This is a genomic window from Microbispora oryzae, assembly GCF_017896165.1.
Lineage (GTDB): Bacteria > Actinomycetota > Actinomycetes > Streptosporangiales > Streptosporangiaceae > Microbispora > Microbispora oryzae.
This window is the reverse complement of record NZ_JAFCNB010000009.1, coordinates 29,880-46,830: the sequence shown is the minus strand read 5'-3', so window position 1 is coordinate 46,830 and position 16,951 is coordinate 29,880. Positions and strand designations below refer to the sequence as shown.

17 protein-coding genes and 1 riboswitch are annotated in these 16,951 nt (G+C 72.0%); of the genes, 14 read left to right on the top strand and 3 right to left on the bottom strand.

The window, feature by feature from the left end; genetic code table 11:
- Positions 1-96 precede the first annotated feature (96 nt).
- The 6 genes from JOL79_RS17765 to JOL79_RS17745 all read left to right on the top strand — a co-directional run bounded on the left by JOL79_RS17765 (position 97) and on the right by JOL79_RS17745 (position 3,976).
- Positions 97-237 carry a hypothetical protein gene (locus JOL79_RS17765; protein ID WP_210156956.1) on the top strand — a complete coding sequence of 47 codons (141 nt, stop codon included), beginning with the start codon at positions 97-99 and terminating at the stop codon, positions 235-237.
- 90 nt (positions 238-327) lie between these two features.
- A complete protein-coding gene (locus tag JOL79_RS35795) occupies positions 328-411 on the top strand; it encodes a putative leader peptide (protein ID WP_367739870.1) in 84 nt (27 codons plus the stop codon).
- 144 nt (positions 412-555) lie between these two features.
- Complete coding sequence (locus tag JOL79_RS17760) at positions 556-2,238, top strand: nitrite/sulfite reductase (RefSeq protein WP_210156955.1); 1,683 nt, start codon at positions 556-558, stop codon at positions 2,236-2,238.
- Positions 2,235-2,387 (top strand): Insertion element protein, encoded by a 153-nt coding sequence (locus JOL79_RS17755; protein ID WP_210156954.1) that lies wholly within the window; start codon positions 2,235-2,237, stop codon positions 2,385-2,387. Before JOL79_RS17760 ends, JOL79_RS17755 begins: the two co-directional genes overlap by 4 nt.
- Before the next feature lie 57 nt (positions 2,388-2,444).
- Positions 2,445-3,173 carry a phosphoadenylyl-sulfate reductase gene (locus tag JOL79_RS17750; RefSeq protein ID WP_210156953.1) on the top strand — a complete coding sequence of 243 codons (729 nt, stop codon included), beginning with the start codon at positions 2,445-2,447 and terminating at the stop codon, positions 3,171-3,173.
- A 44-nt stretch (positions 3,174-3,217) separates the two neighbouring features.
- Entirely contained in the window at positions 3,218-3,976 is a 759-nt protein-coding gene (locus JOL79_RS17745; protein WP_307848585.1) for a sirohydrochlorin chelatase, read from the top strand.
- A gap of 19 nt (positions 3,977-3,995) precedes the next feature.
- Here JOL79_RS17745 and JOL79_RS17740 read toward each other — a convergent pair whose 3' ends face one another.
- Complete coding sequence (locus tag JOL79_RS17740; protein ID WP_230984988.1) at positions 3,996-4,724, bottom strand: DUF1707 SHOCT-like domain-containing protein; 729 nt, start codon at positions 4,722-4,724, stop codon at positions 3,996-3,998.
- A gap of 119 nt (positions 4,725-4,843) precedes the next feature.
- Here JOL79_RS17740 and JOL79_RS17735 point away from each other — a divergent pair, with 119 nt between their 5' ends.
- From JOL79_RS17735 to glgX, 8 genes are all read left to right on the top strand, one after another.
- Complete coding sequence (locus tag JOL79_RS17735; RefSeq protein ID WP_307848584.1) at positions 4,844-6,316, top strand: ankyrin repeat domain-containing protein; 1,473 nt, start codon at positions 4,844-4,846, stop codon at positions 6,314-6,316.
- Between the two features lie 139 nt (positions 6,317-6,455).
- Entirely contained in the window at positions 6,456-8,078 is a 1,623-nt protein-coding gene (locus JOL79_RS17730; RefSeq protein WP_210156951.1) for an acyl-CoA dehydrogenase family protein, read from the top strand.
- 83 nt (positions 8,079-8,161) lie between these two features.
- Positions 8,162-8,249, top strand: a riboswitch (guanidine-I (ykkC/yxkD leader).
- 145 nt (positions 8,250-8,394) lie between these two features.
- Complete coding sequence (locus JOL79_RS17725) at positions 8,395-9,516, top strand: agmatinase family protein (protein WP_210156950.1); 1,122 nt, start codon at positions 8,395-8,397, stop codon at positions 9,514-9,516.
- Positions 9,513-10,517, top strand: a complete 1,005-nt coding sequence (locus JOL79_RS17720) for an ABC transporter substrate-binding protein (RefSeq protein WP_210156949.1) — start codon at positions 9,513-9,515, stop codon at positions 10,515-10,517. Before JOL79_RS17725 ends, JOL79_RS17720 begins: the two co-directional genes overlap by 4 nt.
- Before the next feature lie 37 nt (positions 10,518-10,554).
- Positions 10,555-11,412 carry an ABC transporter permease gene (locus JOL79_RS17715; RefSeq protein ID WP_210156948.1) on the top strand — a complete coding sequence of 286 codons (858 nt, stop codon included), beginning with the start codon at positions 10,555-10,557 and terminating at the stop codon, positions 11,410-11,412.
- Positions 11,409-12,254, top strand: a complete 846-nt coding sequence (locus tag JOL79_RS17710) for an ABC transporter ATP-binding protein (RefSeq protein WP_210156947.1) — start codon at positions 11,409-11,411, stop codon at positions 12,252-12,254. Before JOL79_RS17715 ends, JOL79_RS17710 begins: the two co-directional genes overlap by 4 nt.
- An 88-nt stretch (positions 12,255-12,342) precedes the next feature.
- Positions 12,343-12,771, top strand: a complete 429-nt coding sequence (locus tag JOL79_RS17705; RefSeq protein ID WP_210156946.1) for an OsmC family protein — start codon at positions 12,343-12,345, stop codon at positions 12,769-12,771.
- A 104-nt stretch (positions 12,772-12,875) separates the two neighbouring features.
- A complete protein-coding gene (gene glgX, locus JOL79_RS17700) occupies positions 12,876-15,011 on the top strand; it encodes a glycogen debranching protein GlgX (protein WP_210156945.1) in 2,136 nt (711 codons plus the stop codon).
- A gap of 15 nt (positions 15,012-15,026) precedes the next feature.
- Here glgX and JOL79_RS17695 read toward each other — a convergent pair whose 3' ends face one another.
- Positions 15,027-16,148, bottom strand: a complete 1,122-nt coding sequence (locus tag JOL79_RS17695; RefSeq protein WP_230984987.1) for an ATP-dependent DNA ligase — start codon at positions 16,146-16,148, stop codon at positions 15,027-15,029.
- On the bottom strand, positions 16,132-16,869 hold the full coding sequence (locus tag JOL79_RS17690; protein ID WP_210156944.1) for a pyrimidine reductase family protein: 738 nt from the start codon (positions 16,867-16,869) through the stop codon (positions 16,132-16,134). The genes JOL79_RS17695 and JOL79_RS17690 overlap by 17 nt, the downstream gene beginning before the upstream one ends.
- Positions 16,870-16,951 lie beyond the last annotated feature (82 nt).

Genomic DNA, 16,951 nt, shown 5'->3' with positions numbered 1-16,951 from the left:
CGGGCCCGCGACCAGGCGTGATCTTGTAACCCGTGCGGCATCCGGGGGTGACCTGGAAGACACGCGGCCGTGACGCGAGGCGAACCCGGGGGGAACATGGAAGGCATGGTGTGCGACGCCTGCGCCGAGGACCGGCACGACGAGTGCCCGGGCGGCAACTGGTGCGACTGCCAGCACCGCCGCCGGGACGGGGAGCCGGAGTCGGAACCGCCGGAGAACTGGGTGCGGCAGGGCTGATGACGCGGGCGTCTCGTGAACGGCCCGTTACCGTCCCGAATCGTGGACACGAACTTGGACATCCAGGATCTCCGAGGTATCGTTTGGGACATGCCAGCGGACCCGTTGCTCGTCGTGCGACGCCACGTCGACCTCCTGCGTGTCCGCAGTGCGATCTGTACTGACGCCGGCTGACCGTCTGCCCTCCGCTGCACGAACAGGGCGCTCGGCCTGGCGTCTTTTTCATGCCCTCACACTCGACGACGAGGTGAGAGGCCGCCAGGGACGGCGTCCGCCGTAAAACGACATCAGTACCGATCCTCGCAGAAGGACGTGTCCATGAGCACCCCGGCCCGCCCCGCAAACCGCCATCACAAGCGTCCCCGAGGCGAAGGTCAGTGGGCTCTCGGCTACCGGGAGCCGCTGAACAAGAACGAGGAGAACAAGAAGAACGATGACGGGCTCAACGTCCGTCAGCGGATCATCGACGTCTACTCCAAGGGCGGGTTCGACTCGATCGACCCGGCCGACCTGCGCGGCCGGTTCCGCTGGTTCGGGCTCTACACCCAGCGCAAGCCGGGGATCGACGGCGGCAAGACGGCGATCCTGGAGCCCGAGGAGCTCGATGACCGCTACTTCATGCTCCGCGTCCGGATCGACGGCGGGCAGCTGAGCCTGGAGCAGCTGCGGGTCATCGCCGACATATCCAACGAGTACGCCCGGGGCACCGCCGACATCACCGACCGGCAGAACATCCAGCTCCACTGGATCGCCATCGAGTCCGTGCCGGACATCTGGGCCCGGCTGGAGGCCGTCGGCCTGTCGACCACCGAGGCCTGCGGCGACACCCCGCGCGTCATCCTCGGATGTCCCCTGGCCGGCATCGACGCCGACGAGGTGATCGACGGCACCGCGCAGATCCAGGAGATCAACGAGCGCTACATCGGCGACCCGGCGTTCTCCAACCTGCCGCGGAAGTTCAAGACGGCGGTCGGGGGCTGCCCGGCCCACTGCACCGTCCACGAGATCAATGACGTGGCGTTCGTCGGCGTGGTCAACGAGCGGGGCGAGCGGGGCTTCGACGTGTGGGTCGGCGGCGGCCTGTCGACCAACCCGATGTTCGCCAAGCGTCTCGGCACGTTCGTGCGGCCCGAGCAGGTCCACGAGGTGTGGGCGGGCGTATGCGGCATCTTCCGCGACTACGGCTACCGCCGCCTGCGCCACCGGGCCCGCATCAAGTTCCTGGTGAGCGACTGGGGCGCGGAGAAGTTCCGGAACATCCTGGAGACGGAGTACCTCGGGTACGCCCTGCCGGACGGGCCGGCCCCGGAGACGCCGCGCGGCGGCCGCCGCGACCACGTGGGCGTCCACCCCCAGCGGGACGGCAACTTCTACGTCGGCTTCGCCCCGAAGGTCGGCCGGGTGGACGGCGACCTGCTGCACCGCATCGCCGACATCGCCGAGCGGCACGGCTCCGCCCGGGTCCGCACGACGGTCGAGCAGAAGATGGTCGTCCTCGACGTGGCGCCCGACCAGGTGGAGTCGATCGTGCGCGAACTGGAGGCCGCCGGCCTCCAGGTGAACCCGTCCACCTTCCGCCGCCAGACGATGGCCTGCACCGGCATCGAGTACTGCAAGCTGGCGATCGTCGAGACCAAGGCCACGGCCGTGACGCTCATCGACGAGCTGGAGCGCCGGCTGCCCGACTTCGCCCAGCCGCTGACGATCAACGTGAACGGCTGCCCCAACTCCTGCGCCCGCATCCAGGTCGCCGACATCGGCCTGAAGGGCCAGCTCGTGGTCAACGACCAGGGCGAGCAGGTCGAGGGGTTCCAGGTCCACCTGGGCGGCTCCATCGGCCTCAACCCGAGCTTCGGCCGCAAGGTGCGCGGGCTGAAGGCCACCGCGGAGGAACTGCCCGACTACGTGGAGCGGGTCGTGCGCAACTTCGAGAAGCAGCGCAACGACGACGAGACGTTCGGCGAGTGGGTCCAGCGCGCCGACGAGGCCGACCTCAAATGAGCGAGCGGGCGGCGCCCTTCTACTGCCCGTACTGCGGCGAGGAGGACCTGGAGCCGTACGTGACGGAGGAGGAGAGCCACGGCTGGTACTGCCGGTCGTGCTCCCGGGCCTTCCGCGTGCGTTTCCTCGGTCTCGGGGTGCGCTCATGACCCATCGTGACTTTTCCGACGACGACGATCAGCCGAATGATGTGTGAGGAGTAGACGATGACACTGGTGGAGATAGAGACCGGGCTGGAGCGGCAGCGCACGACGCTCGATCTGCAGAGCATCGTGGAGTCCGCCGCCGAGTTCCTCGAGGACGCGCCCGCCCGTGAGATCATCCGTTGGGCCGCGGCGACGTTCGGCGACCGTCTCTGTCTCACGTCATCGATGAGCGACGCCCTGCTGATCGACCTGGTGAGCCGGGTGAAGCCGGGCGTGGACGTGCTGTTCATCGACACCGGCTACCACTTCGCCGAGACCGTCGGCACCCGCGACGCGGTCGAGGCCGTCTACCCGGTCAACGTGATCAACATCAAGCCGTCCCGCACGGTGGAGGAGCAGGACCGCGACCTGGGGCCGCGGCTGCACGGCCGCAACCCCGACCTGTGCTGCTACCTGCGGAAGGTCGAGCCGCTCAACCGGGCGCTCGAGCCGTACCTGGCCTGGATCTCCGGCATCCGCCGGGACGAGTCGCCGACCCGGGCGACCACCAAGGTCGTCGAGTGGGACGCCAAGCGGCGGATGGTGAAGGTCAACCCGATCGCGCGGTGGACCCAGGACGAGGTCGACCAGTACATCGCCGACAACGGGGTGCTGATCAACCCGCTGCACTACGACGACTACCCGTCGATCGGCTGCGCCCCCTGCACCCGCCGGGTCGCGCCGGGCGAGGACCCGCGCAGCGGCCGCTGGGCCGGGCTGGGCAAGCTCGAGTGCGGCATCCACCTCTGAGCGGCCCCCGGAACCGTCCCCTGCCACCAGGCGGAGAAGAGATCGTGATCGTCCACGGCCGTCCGTACGAGGGACCGCCCCTCGTCGCGGTGGCGCACGGGTCCCGTGACCCGCGCGCCGCCGCGGCGGTGGAGGCGCTGCTGGACCGGGCGCGGGCGGCGCGGCCGGGGCTCGACGTGCGGGCCGCCTACCTCGACCACGCCGCGCCGACGCTGACCGGCGCGCTCTCCGGGCTGGACGAGGCCGTCGTCGTGCCGCTGCTGCTGACGGCGGCCTACCACAGCCGGGTGGACATCCCCGCGGCGCTGCGCGAGGCGGTGGCGCGGCGGCCCAGGCTGCGGGTCGCCTGCGGGCCCACCCTCGGCCCCCACCCCCTCCTGACCGCGGCGCTGGAACGGCGCCTCGCCGAGGCCGGCGTGGCGATCGGGGATCCGGACGTGGCGGTGGTCCTCGTGTCGGCGGGTTCGAGCGACGCCAGGGCCAACCGTGTCGTGGGCCGGATCGCCCGGCAGTGGGCGCGGAGCCGCCGCTGGTGGTCCGTCACCGCCGCATACGCCTCCGCCGCCGCCCCCACACCGGAGCAGGAGGTCCTGCGGCTCGTGCGGGCGGGAGCGCCGCGGGTGGTCGTCGCGCCGTACCTGCTGGCGCCGGGCCACTTCGCGGACAAGGTCGAACGGGACACCCGCGCGGCCGGCGCGGAGGCCGTGGCGGACGTGCTCGGGCCCGCGCCCGAACTCGTCGACGTGGTGCTGGAGCGCTACGCGCAGGCGCGTCACCCGCGGGGGGCTGAGGCCACCGCCTGACGGCGCTCGCGGCCCTGGATCAGCGCGGGTCGCGGCGGCGACGGCGGTCCTCGATCCTCTCGATCCGCCTCTCGATCCGGTCTCCGATCGCGCCCAGGTCGCCGTCGAGGCGGGAGCGGGAGCGGAGCCGCCGCCGGTCCGCCCACTCACTCCAGTCCCTCAGCGACCGCTTGATGGGCTTGGCCTGCGAGTCGCCGATGACCTTCACATCGCCCATCAGGACGAACGCCTTGATCCGGATGACCGGGGCGTTCTGTCCGAGAGGGGCCTCCAACACCTTGACTTTCTTGTCCCCCATGATGGTGGCGCCGCTGAGCTGGACGTCCACCCCGTCCGGAACGATGATCTTCAGGTCGCCCATGACGCAGGTGGCGGCGATGTCCACCTCGCGTGTGCGCACCTCTGCCTGCCGAAGGTCGAGCGTCAGGTCGCCCATGACGCACACGGCCCCGATCTCCTGGTCGATCCGCCAGGTGCCGTCGCGCTTGGCGTCGCCCATCACGGCCACGACCCACGTCCGCGGACGCGCGGCCTGGGGGGCGGGCACGGCCTGCGGAAAGGGCCGCGGGGCGGGAACCGAATCGGCGCCGGGCAGGTCGGCGGTGAGCTGGGCCAGCTCGGCCCTCGTCTGGGCCAGGTAGGCCGCCTCGCTCCGCTCGGTGAGCTCGGCGAGGGTCAGCCGCCCCTCGACGGAGGCCTCGCGGAGCCGTTCGACCACGCTCTCCCGCTCGGCGTCGGAAGCACGCATACCACCCGCATCGTTCACAAGGTCAACCGTAAACCTTCGGAGCCCCGGCTCCCATCCTCCCTGGGAACGATCCCCCTACCCCCGCGGGGGGCCACGGGCGGCTGTGTGAGCATGGAGGTGTGGCCCGCAGCGAGATTATGAACGCCATAGCGGGTGAGGACGTGGCACGGGTGTCGGCCATGCTGCGGCCGGGTGCGTCCCTCAATCCCGCTCATGGCACCACACCGCTCTACCGCGCGGCCGTCGGCGGCTGCCCGGAGATCGTCCGGATGTTGATCGAGTACGGCGCCGACCCGGACCAGCCGAGCCACGCGGCCGGGGAGGGCCTGCCGCTGTGCGCGGCGGCGTGCTGGGACCACGCCCAGACCGTGCGGGCCCTGCTCGACGGCGGCGCCGACCCGGATGCCCGGGAGGACGGCGGGTGGACCGCCCTGCTGTGGGCCGCCGCGCTGGGCAACCTGGAGTCCGCCGACGAGCTGCTCGACTTCGGCGCCGATCCCGACCTGGCGAACGACGAGGGCGACACCCCGCTCACGCTGGGGGCCCGCTTCGGCGCGTACGGCGTCGTCTGGTCGCTGCTGGAGCACGGCGCCGACCCGTACCTGCGGGGCACGGGCGGGGCGTCCGCGCTGGAGATCGCCCGGCGGTGGGCCGGGGCCGACCTGGAGGCGGCCCTGCGCGAGGAGGTCGCCGCCCAGCTCGACGACGGGGTCGTGCTGGTCAGCAGGGGCCGGGCCCGGGACGGCACCCGGCTCGTGACCGTGGAGGGTCACGACCGGGACGGCGGGTTCGCCGCCGCGCGGCAGTGCGGTCACGCGGCGGTCGTGACGGTCCTGGAGATCGCCACAGGCGTCCGGCCCCCGGCGGAGGAGCTGATCGCCCGCGTCCTGCCCTACCGGAACGTGGACGAGGACGACGAGACGTGGTGGGCGGCCGTCCACGCCCTGCAACGGCGGCACGACGACGAGGCTCTCGCGGCGGCGGCCCGGCTGTCCGGCTCCGACGATCCGGTGGATCGGGAGTTCGGCGTCGACGTGCTCGCCGGCTTCGGGCGGGACCCCTGGCACGCCCCCTGGCACGAGCGGTCACTGGCGATTCTGCGCGAGACCGCCGTTCACGAGGACGATCCCCGGGTCCTGGAGGCGCTGCTGCGCGCGCTGGCACACCACGCGGACGAGCGGGCCCTGCCGCAGGTCCTGCGGATCGTGCGGCGGCCCGGCCGGGAGCCGGGGGTGAACGACGCGATGGCGCTCGCCGCCGTGGTGCCCGCGGGCGACGAGGACGGCCTGGCCGCGCTCGTCCGCCTCACCCGTCACCCGGACGGCGAGGTGCGCGACTGGGCCACGATGGGCCTGGCGTCGCTGCCCGCGGACACGCCTGAGGTCCGGGAGGCGCTGGCCGCCCGGCTGGCCGACCGCGATCTCGACACCGTGGCCGAGGCCGCGCGCGGGCTCGGCACGCGGCACGACCGGCGGGCCGTCGCCGGCATCCACCGGGTGCTGTGCGAGTCGGGCGACGGGGACGACTACGCCCGGGAGCTGGCCGCGGAGGCCGCTCAGGACCTGGGGATCGAACTGGGCACGGACACCTGACGAACCGCGAGCACGGCAGGGCATGAGCCGGCACGAGCGGGCATGAGCGGGCATGGCCGGCCGAAGGGAGGAACGGGGTGTTCCGGCGGAGCCTCCCGAATGCTGAGATGAAGTACGGCGATTCGACAGGAGGCCCCTCGTGACCCACGACGTGACCAACCAGGTTCCCCCGCTGACCGGCCACGACGTTTCCGCTGACGCCCCGCTCGCGGAGGGCCTGGTCAGGGAGGGCGCCGACTGGGCGACGGGCGAGCTGCGCCGCCTGGGGCGGCTGGCGGGCACGGCCCGGGCGCAGGAGTGGGGCCGGCTGGCCAATGAGCATCCCCCGGTGGCGCGCACCCATGACCGGTACGGCCACCGGATCGACGAGGTGGAGTTCCATCCGGCCTACCACGAGCTGATGGCGGTCGCCGTCGGCAACGGCCTGCACGCCTCGCCCTGGACGTCCGCGCGGCCGGGGGCGCATGTCGCCAGGGTCGCGAAGTTCTACGTCTGGAGTCAGGTCGAGGCCGGGCACGGCTGCCCGGTCTCCATGACGTACGCGGCGGTGGCGGCGCTGCGTCACTCCCCCAGGCTGCGGGCGGAGTGGGAGCCGCTGCTGGCGTCGCGGACGTACGACCCCGGGCTGCGCCCGCCCCTGGAGAAACGCGGCGTCCTGGCCGGGATGGCCATGACGGAGAAGCAGGGCGGGTCGGACGTCCGGGCCAACACGACCCTGGCCGTTCCGCTGACGGACGGCGGCTACGCCCTGACCGGGCACAAGTGGTTCAACTCGGCCCCGATGTGCGACGTCTTCCTCGTGCTGGCCCAGGCTCCCGGAGGGCTGTCGTGCTTCCTGCTGCCGCGGGTGCTGCCGGACGGCTCCCGCAACGCCATGCGGATCATGCGGCTGAAGGACAAGCTGGGCAACCGGTCGAACGCGTCGGCGGAGGTCGAGTACGACGGCGCCACGGCCTTCCTGGTCGGCGAGGAGGGCCGGGGCGTACGGACGATCATCGAGATGGTGAACATGACCCGGCTCGACTGCGTCGTGGGGTCGGCCGCCGGGATGCGGCAGGGCCTGGCGCAGGCCCTGCACCACGCGCGGCACCGGGCGGCGTTCGGCCGGGCGCTGGCCGACCAGCCGCTCATGCGGGTGGTGCTGGCCGACCTCGCGGTGGAGGCGGAGGCGGCGACCACGCTCATGATGCGCCTGGCCGGGTCGACCGACCGGGCCATCGCGGGCGACGCGGGCGAGGGCCTGTTCCGCCGGGCCGCGCTGGCCGCCGCGAAGTACTGGGTGTGCAAGCGCGCGCCCGTCCACGCGGCCGAGGCGCTGGAGTGCCTGGGCGGCAACGGCTACGTCGAGGAGTCGCCGATGCCCCGGCTCTTCCGGGAGTCGCCGCTGAACGGCATCTGGGAGGGCTCGGGGAACGTGGCGGCGCTCGACCTGATGCGGGTGCTCACCAGGGAGCCCGACGCGGTCAACGCGTTCTTCGCCGAGGTGGCCCTGGCCGGCGACCGCCGGGTGGCCGACGCGGCCGAGCGGGTGCTCAAGCGGCTCGCCTCGGCCGGGGAGGCCGACGCCCGCAGGGTGGCGGAGGAGATGACCCTGGCGCTCCAGGCGTCCCTGCTCGTCCGGCACGCGCCGCCCGCCGTCGCCGACGCCTTCTGCGCGTCCCGGCTCTCCGGCGACTGGGGCCGCTCCTTCGGCACCCTGCCCGCCGGCGTCGACCTGGAGGCCGTGATCGAGCGCGCCGGCGCCGGTCTGGAACCGCGATGAACAGGCGGTCACCCGACGGTGACATCCGGGAAATCTGGAGGAAACAGCCCGGCGCTCTCATGAAGGGGACCCACCGCCTGGTGGTGGGGCGCACCTAGGGTTCCGTTCGGCTGGTCCGAGAGGTGCAGGCGGCCCCGAGCCGCTCCACGGCGGGACAAAAGCCCGGGAGGCCGCGGTCTCAGACCCGGCGGCGATCGCGGAAGGGCCGCGATCGGGTGATCGGTGACGGGATCGCACCGCAGACGCCATTCCCGCCGTCCGCGCGGACGGCGAGAGACGGACGCCTCCCCGGCCGAGGCTTTTCCCTAGGAGCGCCATGGGACACCTGCATCACAACTACGGTCCTGAGGCTCGGTTCGCCGTCGAACGCGAGGCCGAGCTGCCCACCACGATGCACCAGCGGGAGATCGAACGGGGGCTTGAGCTCGGCCTCCAGGGGGCCGACTCGATCGTCGACCGGACGATCCCCACGTTCTCCCGGGGCGAGCTGCCGCACTTCGCCGGGATCAACACGTTCCTCAAGGCCCCGTACGTCGAGGACGTGCGACGCTGCGGGGAGTACGACGTGGCGGTGCTGGGCGCGCCCTTCGACGGCGGGACCACCTACCGCTCGGGCACCCGGTTCGGGCCGCAGGGCATCCGCAAGATCTCGGCGCTCTACGGCCCCTACAGCTTCGAGCTCGGGGTGGACCTCCGCGAGTCGATCACGATCTGCGACCTGGGCGACATCTTCACCATCCCGGCGAACATCGAGAAGACGTTCGACCAGATCAGCAAGGGCGTCGGGCACGTCTTCGAGAGCGGCGCGTTCCCCGTCGTCCTCGGCGGCGACCACTCGATCGGATACCCGACCGTGCGCGGCGTGGCGCAGCACGTGCAGGGCAACGTCGGGATCATCCATTTCGACCGCCACGTCGACACCCAGGAGACCGACCTCGACGAGCGGATGCACACCACGCCGTGGTTCCACGCCACGGACATCCCCAACGTGCCGCCGAAGAACCTGGTGCAGATCGGCATCGGCGGCTGGCAGGCCCCCCGGCCGGGCGTCAAGGTCGGCCGTGAGCGCGGCACCACGATCATGACGGTGACCGACTGCGTCGAGATGGGCATCGAGGCGGCGGCCGAGCGGGCCCTTGACGTGGCCTGGGACGGCGCCGACGCCGTCTGGCTGTCATTCGACGTCGACTGCCTCGACGCGGCCTTCGTGCCCGGAACCGGCTGGCCGGAGCCGGGTGGTTTCCTCCCCCGTGAGGTGCTGAAGTTCATCCAGCTCATCGCCGACGCCCGGCCGCTGGCCGGGATCGAGGTCGTCGAGTGCTCCCCGCCGTACGACAACGCGGAGATCACCTCGCTGATCGCCACCCGCGTCATCTGCGACACCCTCGGATGCCTGGTCCGCTCGGGCCACCTGCCGAAGAAGAAGGGGGCCGCGTGAACCCACTGCGCCCTCGGCGGTCGTTACGCGTCGCCGCCGTCCCCGTGCTGCTGCTGCTCGCCCTCGCCGCGGGCTGCGCCCAGCCGCCCTCCCAGGCGAAGCCGTTCCCGGGAGGGACGATCACCCTCGGTTTCAGCGCCTGGCCCGGCTGGTTCCCCTGGCAGGTGGCCGAGGAGGAGGGCCTGTTCCGCAAGAACGGCGTGAACGTCGAGCTCAAGTACTTCGACAGCTACACCGACTCGCTGAACGCCCTGGCCACCGGCAAGATCGACGCCAACAGCCAGACGCTCAACGACACGCTCGCCTCGGTGGCCGGCGGCGCCAAGCAGAGCGTCGTGCTGGTCAACGACAACTCGACCGGGAACGACCAGATCATCGCCAAGCCGGGGATCACCTCCCTGCCGGACCTGAAGGGCAAGACCGTCGCGGCCGAGCAGGGCACGGTCGACCACTACCTGCTGCTGCTCGCGCTGCGGAAGGCCGGGCTCACCGAGGCCGACGTGAAGTTCCAGCCGCTGCCCACCGACGCCGCCGCCGCGGCCTTCGTGGCGGGCCGGGTGGACGCGGTGGGGGTGTTCGCCCCGTTCACCACCACCGCGCTGAAACGGCCGGGCAGCCGCGCCATCGCCACGTCGGCCGACTTCCCCGGCGCGATCCCCGACCACCTCGTGGTGACCCGCGCCCTGGTCGACGGCAACCCCCAGGCCGTCCAGGGCCTGGTGAGGACCTGGTTCGACACGCTGGCCTGGATCAAGGACCACCGTGAGGAGGCCCTGCAGATCATGGCGAAGCGGGCCGGCGTGAACGTCCCCGACTACGAGACGTACGACAAGGGCACCACGATCTTCACGCTGGACCAGAACCGGTCGGCCTTCACCGGCGACCTGCCCGGCCGCGCCAAGGAGATCTCCGACTTCCTGGTCGCGGCCAAGCTCGTGGACGCTCCACCGCCGCTCGACGGGCTGTTCGCGCCCCAGTTCGTGGCGGCCGTCCAGCCGTGACCCGGCGTCCCCCTGGAGAGGAAGAGGTGATCCGACGATGGTGACCACGAGTTCCACCCAGGGGGGCGCGGTCGCGCCCCCCACGGCCGTCCCCCGGCCTTCCGCGGCCCCGCCGGCCCGGGTCCGGCTGCTCACGACGACCGTCCCGGCCCGTACGGCGTGGATCCTGCGGGCCGTCTCCATCCTTGGGCCGCTCGCCGCCTGGTGGGCGCTGAGCGCCGCCGGGGCGGTCGACCCCGCGTTCCTGCCCTCGCCCGCGGCGGTGTGGACGGCCGGGATCGACATGGCCCGCAGCGGCGAGTTGCCGTCCGACCTGCTGGCGAGCCTGGGCCGGATCGGCGCGGGCTTCGGCCTGGCCGTGCTGATCTCGGTCCCGGTCGGGTTCGCCATGGGCACACTGGGGTGGGCGCAGCCCCTGCTTGAGCCCGCCATCGGCATTCTGCGCTACCTGCCGGCGTCCGCGTTCATCCCGCTGCTGATCATCTGGCTGGGCATCGGCGAGCCGTCCAAGATCGCCCTGCTGGTGCTCGGCGTGGTGTTCTTCAACACGCTCATGACGGCGGACGCCGTGCGGCAGGTGCCGCACCGGCTGCTGGAGGTGTCGGCCACCCTCGGCGCGGGCCGCTGGCGGGTGGCCACCCACGTGGTGCTTCCCCACGCGCTGCCCGGCGTCATCGACGCGATGCGGGTCAACGCCGCCGCCGCGTGGAACTTCGTGGTGGTGGCCGAACTCGTCGCGGCGACCTCGGGCCTCGGCTACCGCATCACCCGGGCGCAGCGCTTCCTCCAGACCGACCGCATCTTCGCGATCCTCGTCCTCATCGGCGTGATCGGACTGACCATCGACGTCGCGCTGCGACTGCTGCGCGGCCGTGTGGGGAGGTGGGCGCGATGACCGCCGGGCTGCGGATCGAGTCGCTGACCAAGGAGTTCGTCCCCGGACGGCCGGTTCTGGACGGCGTGGACGTCGCCGTCGGCCCCGGTGAGTTCGTCTGCGTGGTCGGCGCGAGCGGGTCGGGCAAGTCGACCCTGCTGAGCCTGATCGCGGGCCTGACGCGGCCCACGTCGGGCCGGGTGCTGCTGGACGGGCACGAGGTCCTCGGACCCGGCCCCGACCGCGGCCTGGTGTTCCAGACGGCCTCCCTGTATCCGTGGCGGACCGTGGCCCGGAATGTGGCGTTCGGGCTGGAGGCGCTCGGCGTGCCGCGGGCGGTCCGGCAGGAGCGGGTCGCATGGCTGCTCGACGAGGTGGGCCTCGGCCACCTCGCCGGGGCACTGCCCGGGCGCCTGTCGGGCGGCCAGCAGCAACGGGTGTCCATCGCCCGCGCCCTCGCCTGCGCGCCGCGCGTCCTGCTGCTCGACGAGCCGTTCGGGGCGCTCGACGTGCAGACCAAGGAGGACATGCAGGTGTTCATCCGGCAGGTCTGGCAGGACGTGGCCACGGACCCGGCCGGCGACGCCCCCGTGACGGCGCCCCTGACCTCGCCTGCCGGCCCGGAACGGCGGTCGACCGTCGTCATGGTGACACACGACGTCGAGGAGGCGGTGTTCCTCGGCCGGCGGGTGCTCGTGCTCTCCAGCGACCCCGGCAGGATCAGCCAGGACATCGACATCGACCTGCCCGAGCCGCGGACCCTGGAGATCAAGCGGTCGCCCGCCTTCCTGGAGATCAAGGCCGCCGTGGAAGATCTCGTACGCGCCGAGCACCGCGCCCACCAGGCCCGGCTGGCGTCCTGACCGGCCACGGCCGGGCCGACCCCACGTCCACCGCCGCACCGGGTTAAGGTCACTGTGGATAGCCGCTGCTTACTGAAGGGAAATCGCCATGGCGACCACTCGTACCGCGACGACGCAGTGGAAGGGCGCGCTGCTCGACGGCTCGGGCGTCGTGACGCTGGACACCTCCGGCGTCGGGACGTTCGACGTCAGCTGGGCGTCGCGTGCGGAGCAGGCCAACGGGAAGACCAGCCCCGAGGAGCTGATCGCCGCCGCGCACTCGTCGTGCTTCTCGATGGCCCTGTCGCACGGCCTCGCCCAGGCCGGCACGCCGCCGCAGTCGGTGGAGACCCGGGCGGACGTGACCTTCCAGCCAGGCGAGGGCATCACCGGGATCGTGCTCTCGGTCCGCGCCCAGGTGCCGGGGCTCAGCGCCGACGACTTCCAGAAGGCCGCGGAGAACGCCAAGGCCAACTGCCCGGTCAGCAAGGCGCTGGCGGGAACGACCATCACCCTGAACGCCGAGCTCGTCGGCTGAACGTCTCCGTGAGCCCCCGTCCGGTCGCCGGGCGGGGGCTTCCCCGTCTCCGTCCGCGCCTTCCCTGGTGCACGAAACGCCCGGGCAGTGGACAATGAGGTCACATGCGTGAAGTTTGGCCTGGAGAGCCCTACCCGCTCGGCGCCACCTGGGATGGCGTGGGAACCAACTTCTCGGTGTACTCCGAGGTGGCCGAGCGGGTCGAGCTGTGCCTGTACGACGACGAGGGCGCGGAGACCCGGCTCGACCTGCCGGAGGTCGACGGGTTCGTCTGGCATGGCTACCTTCCGGGGGTCATGCCCGGCCAGCGGTACGGCTTCCGCGTGCACGGGCCGTACGAGCCGGACCGCGGTCACCGGTGCAACCCCGCGAAACTCCTGCTCGACCCCTACGGCAAGGCGATCGAGGGGTCCGTGCGGTGGAACGAGTCCCTGTTCTCCTACCACTTCGCCGATCCCGGCCGGCTGAACGTGGCGGACTCGGCTCCATACATGCCGAAGAACGTGGTCGTCAACCCCTTCTTCGAGTGGGGCAACGACCGCCCGCCGCGCATCCCGTATCACGAGACGGTGATCTACGAGGCGCACGTGCGGGGCCTGACCATGCGCCACCCCCAGGTGCCGCAGGAGCAGCGCGGCACCTACGCCGGGCTCGCGCACCCCGCCGTGATCGAGCACCTGCGGTCGATCGGGGTGACGGCCGTCGAGCTGATGCCCGTCCACCAGTTCGTGCCCGAGCACGCCCTCGTGGCCCGCGGGCTGACCAACTACTGGGGCTACAACACCATCGCCTACCTCGCGCCGCACAACGCCTACTCCAGCTCCGGCCAGCGGGGCGAGCAGGTGCAGGAGTTCAAGGGCATGGTGCGGGCGCTGCACGAGGCCGGGATCGAGGTGATCCTCGACGTCGTCTACAACCACACCGCCGAGGGCGACCACATGGGCCCGACTCTCGGCTTCCGCGGCATCGACAACGTCGACTACTACCGGCTCCGCGACGAGGACCGGCGCTACTACCTCGACTACACCGGCTGCGGCAACTCCCTCAACGTGCGATCCCCGCACGCCCTGCAGCTCATCATGGACTCGCTGCGCTACTGGGTGCAGGAGATGCACGTGGACGGCTTCCGCTTCGACCTGGCGTCGGCCCTCGCCCGCGAGCTGCACGACGTCGACCGGCTGAGCGCGTTCTTCGACCTGATCCAGCAGGACCCGGTGATCTCCCAGGTGAAGCTGATCGCCGAGCCGTGGGACGTCGGCCCCGGCGGCTACCAGGTCGGCAACTTCCCGCCCCTGTGGACCGAGTGGAACGGCAAGTACCGCGACTCCGTCCGCGACTTCTGGCGCGGCGCGTCGCGGACGCTCCCCGAGTTCGCCTCCCGCCTCGCCGGGTCGAGCGACCTGTACGCCACCAGCGGCCGCCGGCCCGTCGCCTCCATCAACTTCGTCACCTGCCACGACGGCTTCACTCTCACGGACCTCGTGTCGTACAACCGCAAGCACAACGAGGCCAACGGCGAGGGCAACCGCGACGGCACGGACGACAACCGCTCGTGGAACTGCGGGGCCGAGGGCCCGGTGGAGGACCTCGGGATCCTCCGGCTGCGCGGGCGGCAGCGGCGCAACTTCCTGACCACGCTGTTCGTCTCGCAGGGCGTGCCGATGCTGCTGGCCGGCGACGAGTTCGGCCGCACCCAGCACGGCAACAACAACGCGTACTGCCAGGACAGCGAGATCTCCTGGACCGACTGGTCGCTGGTGCGGCAGGAGCGGGAGCTGCTCGGCTTCGTCCGCCGCCTCGCTGAGCTGCGCCGCCGTCACCCGGTCTTCCGCAGGCGCAGGTTCTTCCACGGCCGCAAGGGCCGGGACGGCACCCGGGACATCGTCTGGCTCACCCCCTCGGGCGCGGAGATGACCGACGGCGACTGGCAGCTCGGCTACGCGAAGTCGCTGGGGGTCTTCCTCAACGGCGAGGCCATCAGCGAGCCGGGGCCGCGCGGTGAGCGGATCAGCGACGACTCGTTCCTGCTGCTGATCAACGCGCACCACGAGGACCTGACCTTCGCCCTCCCCGGCCCCGAGTTCGGCGAGCGGTGGCGGCTCGTCCTCGACACGGCCGACGAGGGGCCCGGCGGCGACCCGGACGCCGGGGAGATCCTGCCCGCCGGCGCGAAGATCACGATGGCCGACCGGTCGATGCGCATCCTGTGCTGCGTCGCGCGGGAACCGGCCGAGGAGTGACGGCGTGACGGGCGCCTACCGGGCCAGGATGTCGTCGAGGTCGAAGACGACCGGCCGCTCCAGCTGCTCGTAGGTGCACGACGACGGCTCCCGGTCGGGCCGCCACCGCCGGAACTGCGCGGTGTGCCGGAACCGGTCGCCCTCCATGTGGTCGTAGGCGACCTCGACGACCAGCTCGGGCCGGAGCGGGATGAAGGAGAGGTCCTTCTTCGCGTTCCAGCGGGACACCGCTCCCGGCAGGCGCTGGCCCTGTCCGCCGCCCGGTCCCAGGCCCGCGACCTCGGCCCAGTGGCCCCACGGGTGGTCGCCGAGCCGCTCCACCCGGTACGGCGCCAGCTCGGCCACGAGCTCCTCGCGCCGCTTCATCGGGAAGGACGCGGCCACGCCGACGTGGTGGAGGCGGCCGTCCGGCGCGTAGAGACCGAGCAGCAGCGAGCCGACGATCGGCCCGGTCTTGTGCTCCCGGTAGCCCGCGACCACGCAGTCGGCCGTCCGCTCGTGCTTGACCTTGAACATCACCCGCTTGTCGGGGGTGTACGGCAGGTCTCCCGGCTTGACCACGATCCCGTCGAGCCCGGCCCCCTCGAACATCTCGAACCACTCGGCCGCCCGGTCCTCGTCCCTGGTGACCGGTGTGAGCCGGATCGACCTCCCTGCCCCGGCCAAGGCGCCCTCCAGGCGGGCCCTCCGCTCGGCGAACGGCGCCTCCGTCAGGTCTTCGTCGCCGACCGCGAGCAGGTCGAAGGCGACGAACGACGCGGGCGTCCGCTCCGACAGCATCCGCACCCGGGAGGCGGCCGGATGGATCCGCTGCTGCAGGGCGTCGAAGTCGAGCGACTGGCCGCGGATCAGCACGATCTCGCCGTCCACCACGCAGCGCGGCGGCAGCTCGGCCCGGACGGCCTCGACCAGCTCGGGGAAGTAGCGCGTGAACGGCCGCTCGTTGCGGCTGCCGAGGTAGACCTCGTCGCCGTCGCGGAAGATCACGCAGCGGAAGCCGTCCCACTTCGGCTCGTAGAACAGTGAGCCGTCCTGCCGGGGCATCGTCTTGACGGCCTTGGCCAGCATCGGCGCGACCGGCGGCAGCACCGGCAGGTTCAGCGTGTCGACCGGCGGGGTCTCAGGCGGCAGGTTCATCTCGCGCCTTTCTCACATATCTGCAGAAGAGGAAAGCGTCCTCCTCAAGCACCTGGACGAGCTCCAGCGGCGTCCGCGAGGCGACGCCGTTCAGGATCCGGGCGGCGTCGCCCCCGACGAGCACCGGGCTCACGGTCAGGGCCAGCTCGTCGACCAGCCCGGCCGCCGCGAGCTGCGCGTTCACGCGGGGGCCTCCCTCGCAGAGGATATGGCGCAGGCCACGGGCGCGCAGCTCGTCCACCGCGGCGGTCAGATCGACCCGCTCCTCGCCCGCGACGATCACGTCCGCGCCGGCGGCCGCCTCCTCGCGGCGATCCTTCGGCGCGGCCTCCGTGGTGATCACGATGGTCCGGGCGTACGGCTGCGACTCGGTGAACAGCGGACCGGACAGGTCGAGATCGAGCCTGCGGGTGACGACGGCGATCGGCGGCGCGGGCGGGCGGCCCTCCCGCAGCGCCCCCCACGACTCGCGCGGGACCACCGGGCCGTACCCCTCGGTCCGGACCGTCGCGGCGCCCGCCATGATCACGTCGGCGGCGCCGCGCAGCAGCGCGAAGATCCGCTTGTCGCCGGATCCGGACAGTCCTCCTGAGCGGCCCTTCAACCAGGCCGCCCCGTCCGTGCTCGTCACCATGTTGAGGCGGAGCCAGTGGTCACGGGGCCAGGCGTAGGCGGCGACGAGGTCGGGCTCGTCCTCCGCGTCGGGAAGTATGCGGCGCACGCCCTCTACAGTCGCACACGGCCCCGACGGAACCGGCGAGGACCCGTGACGTCATACGGGGATCCTCCTCCCGGAAGAAGGA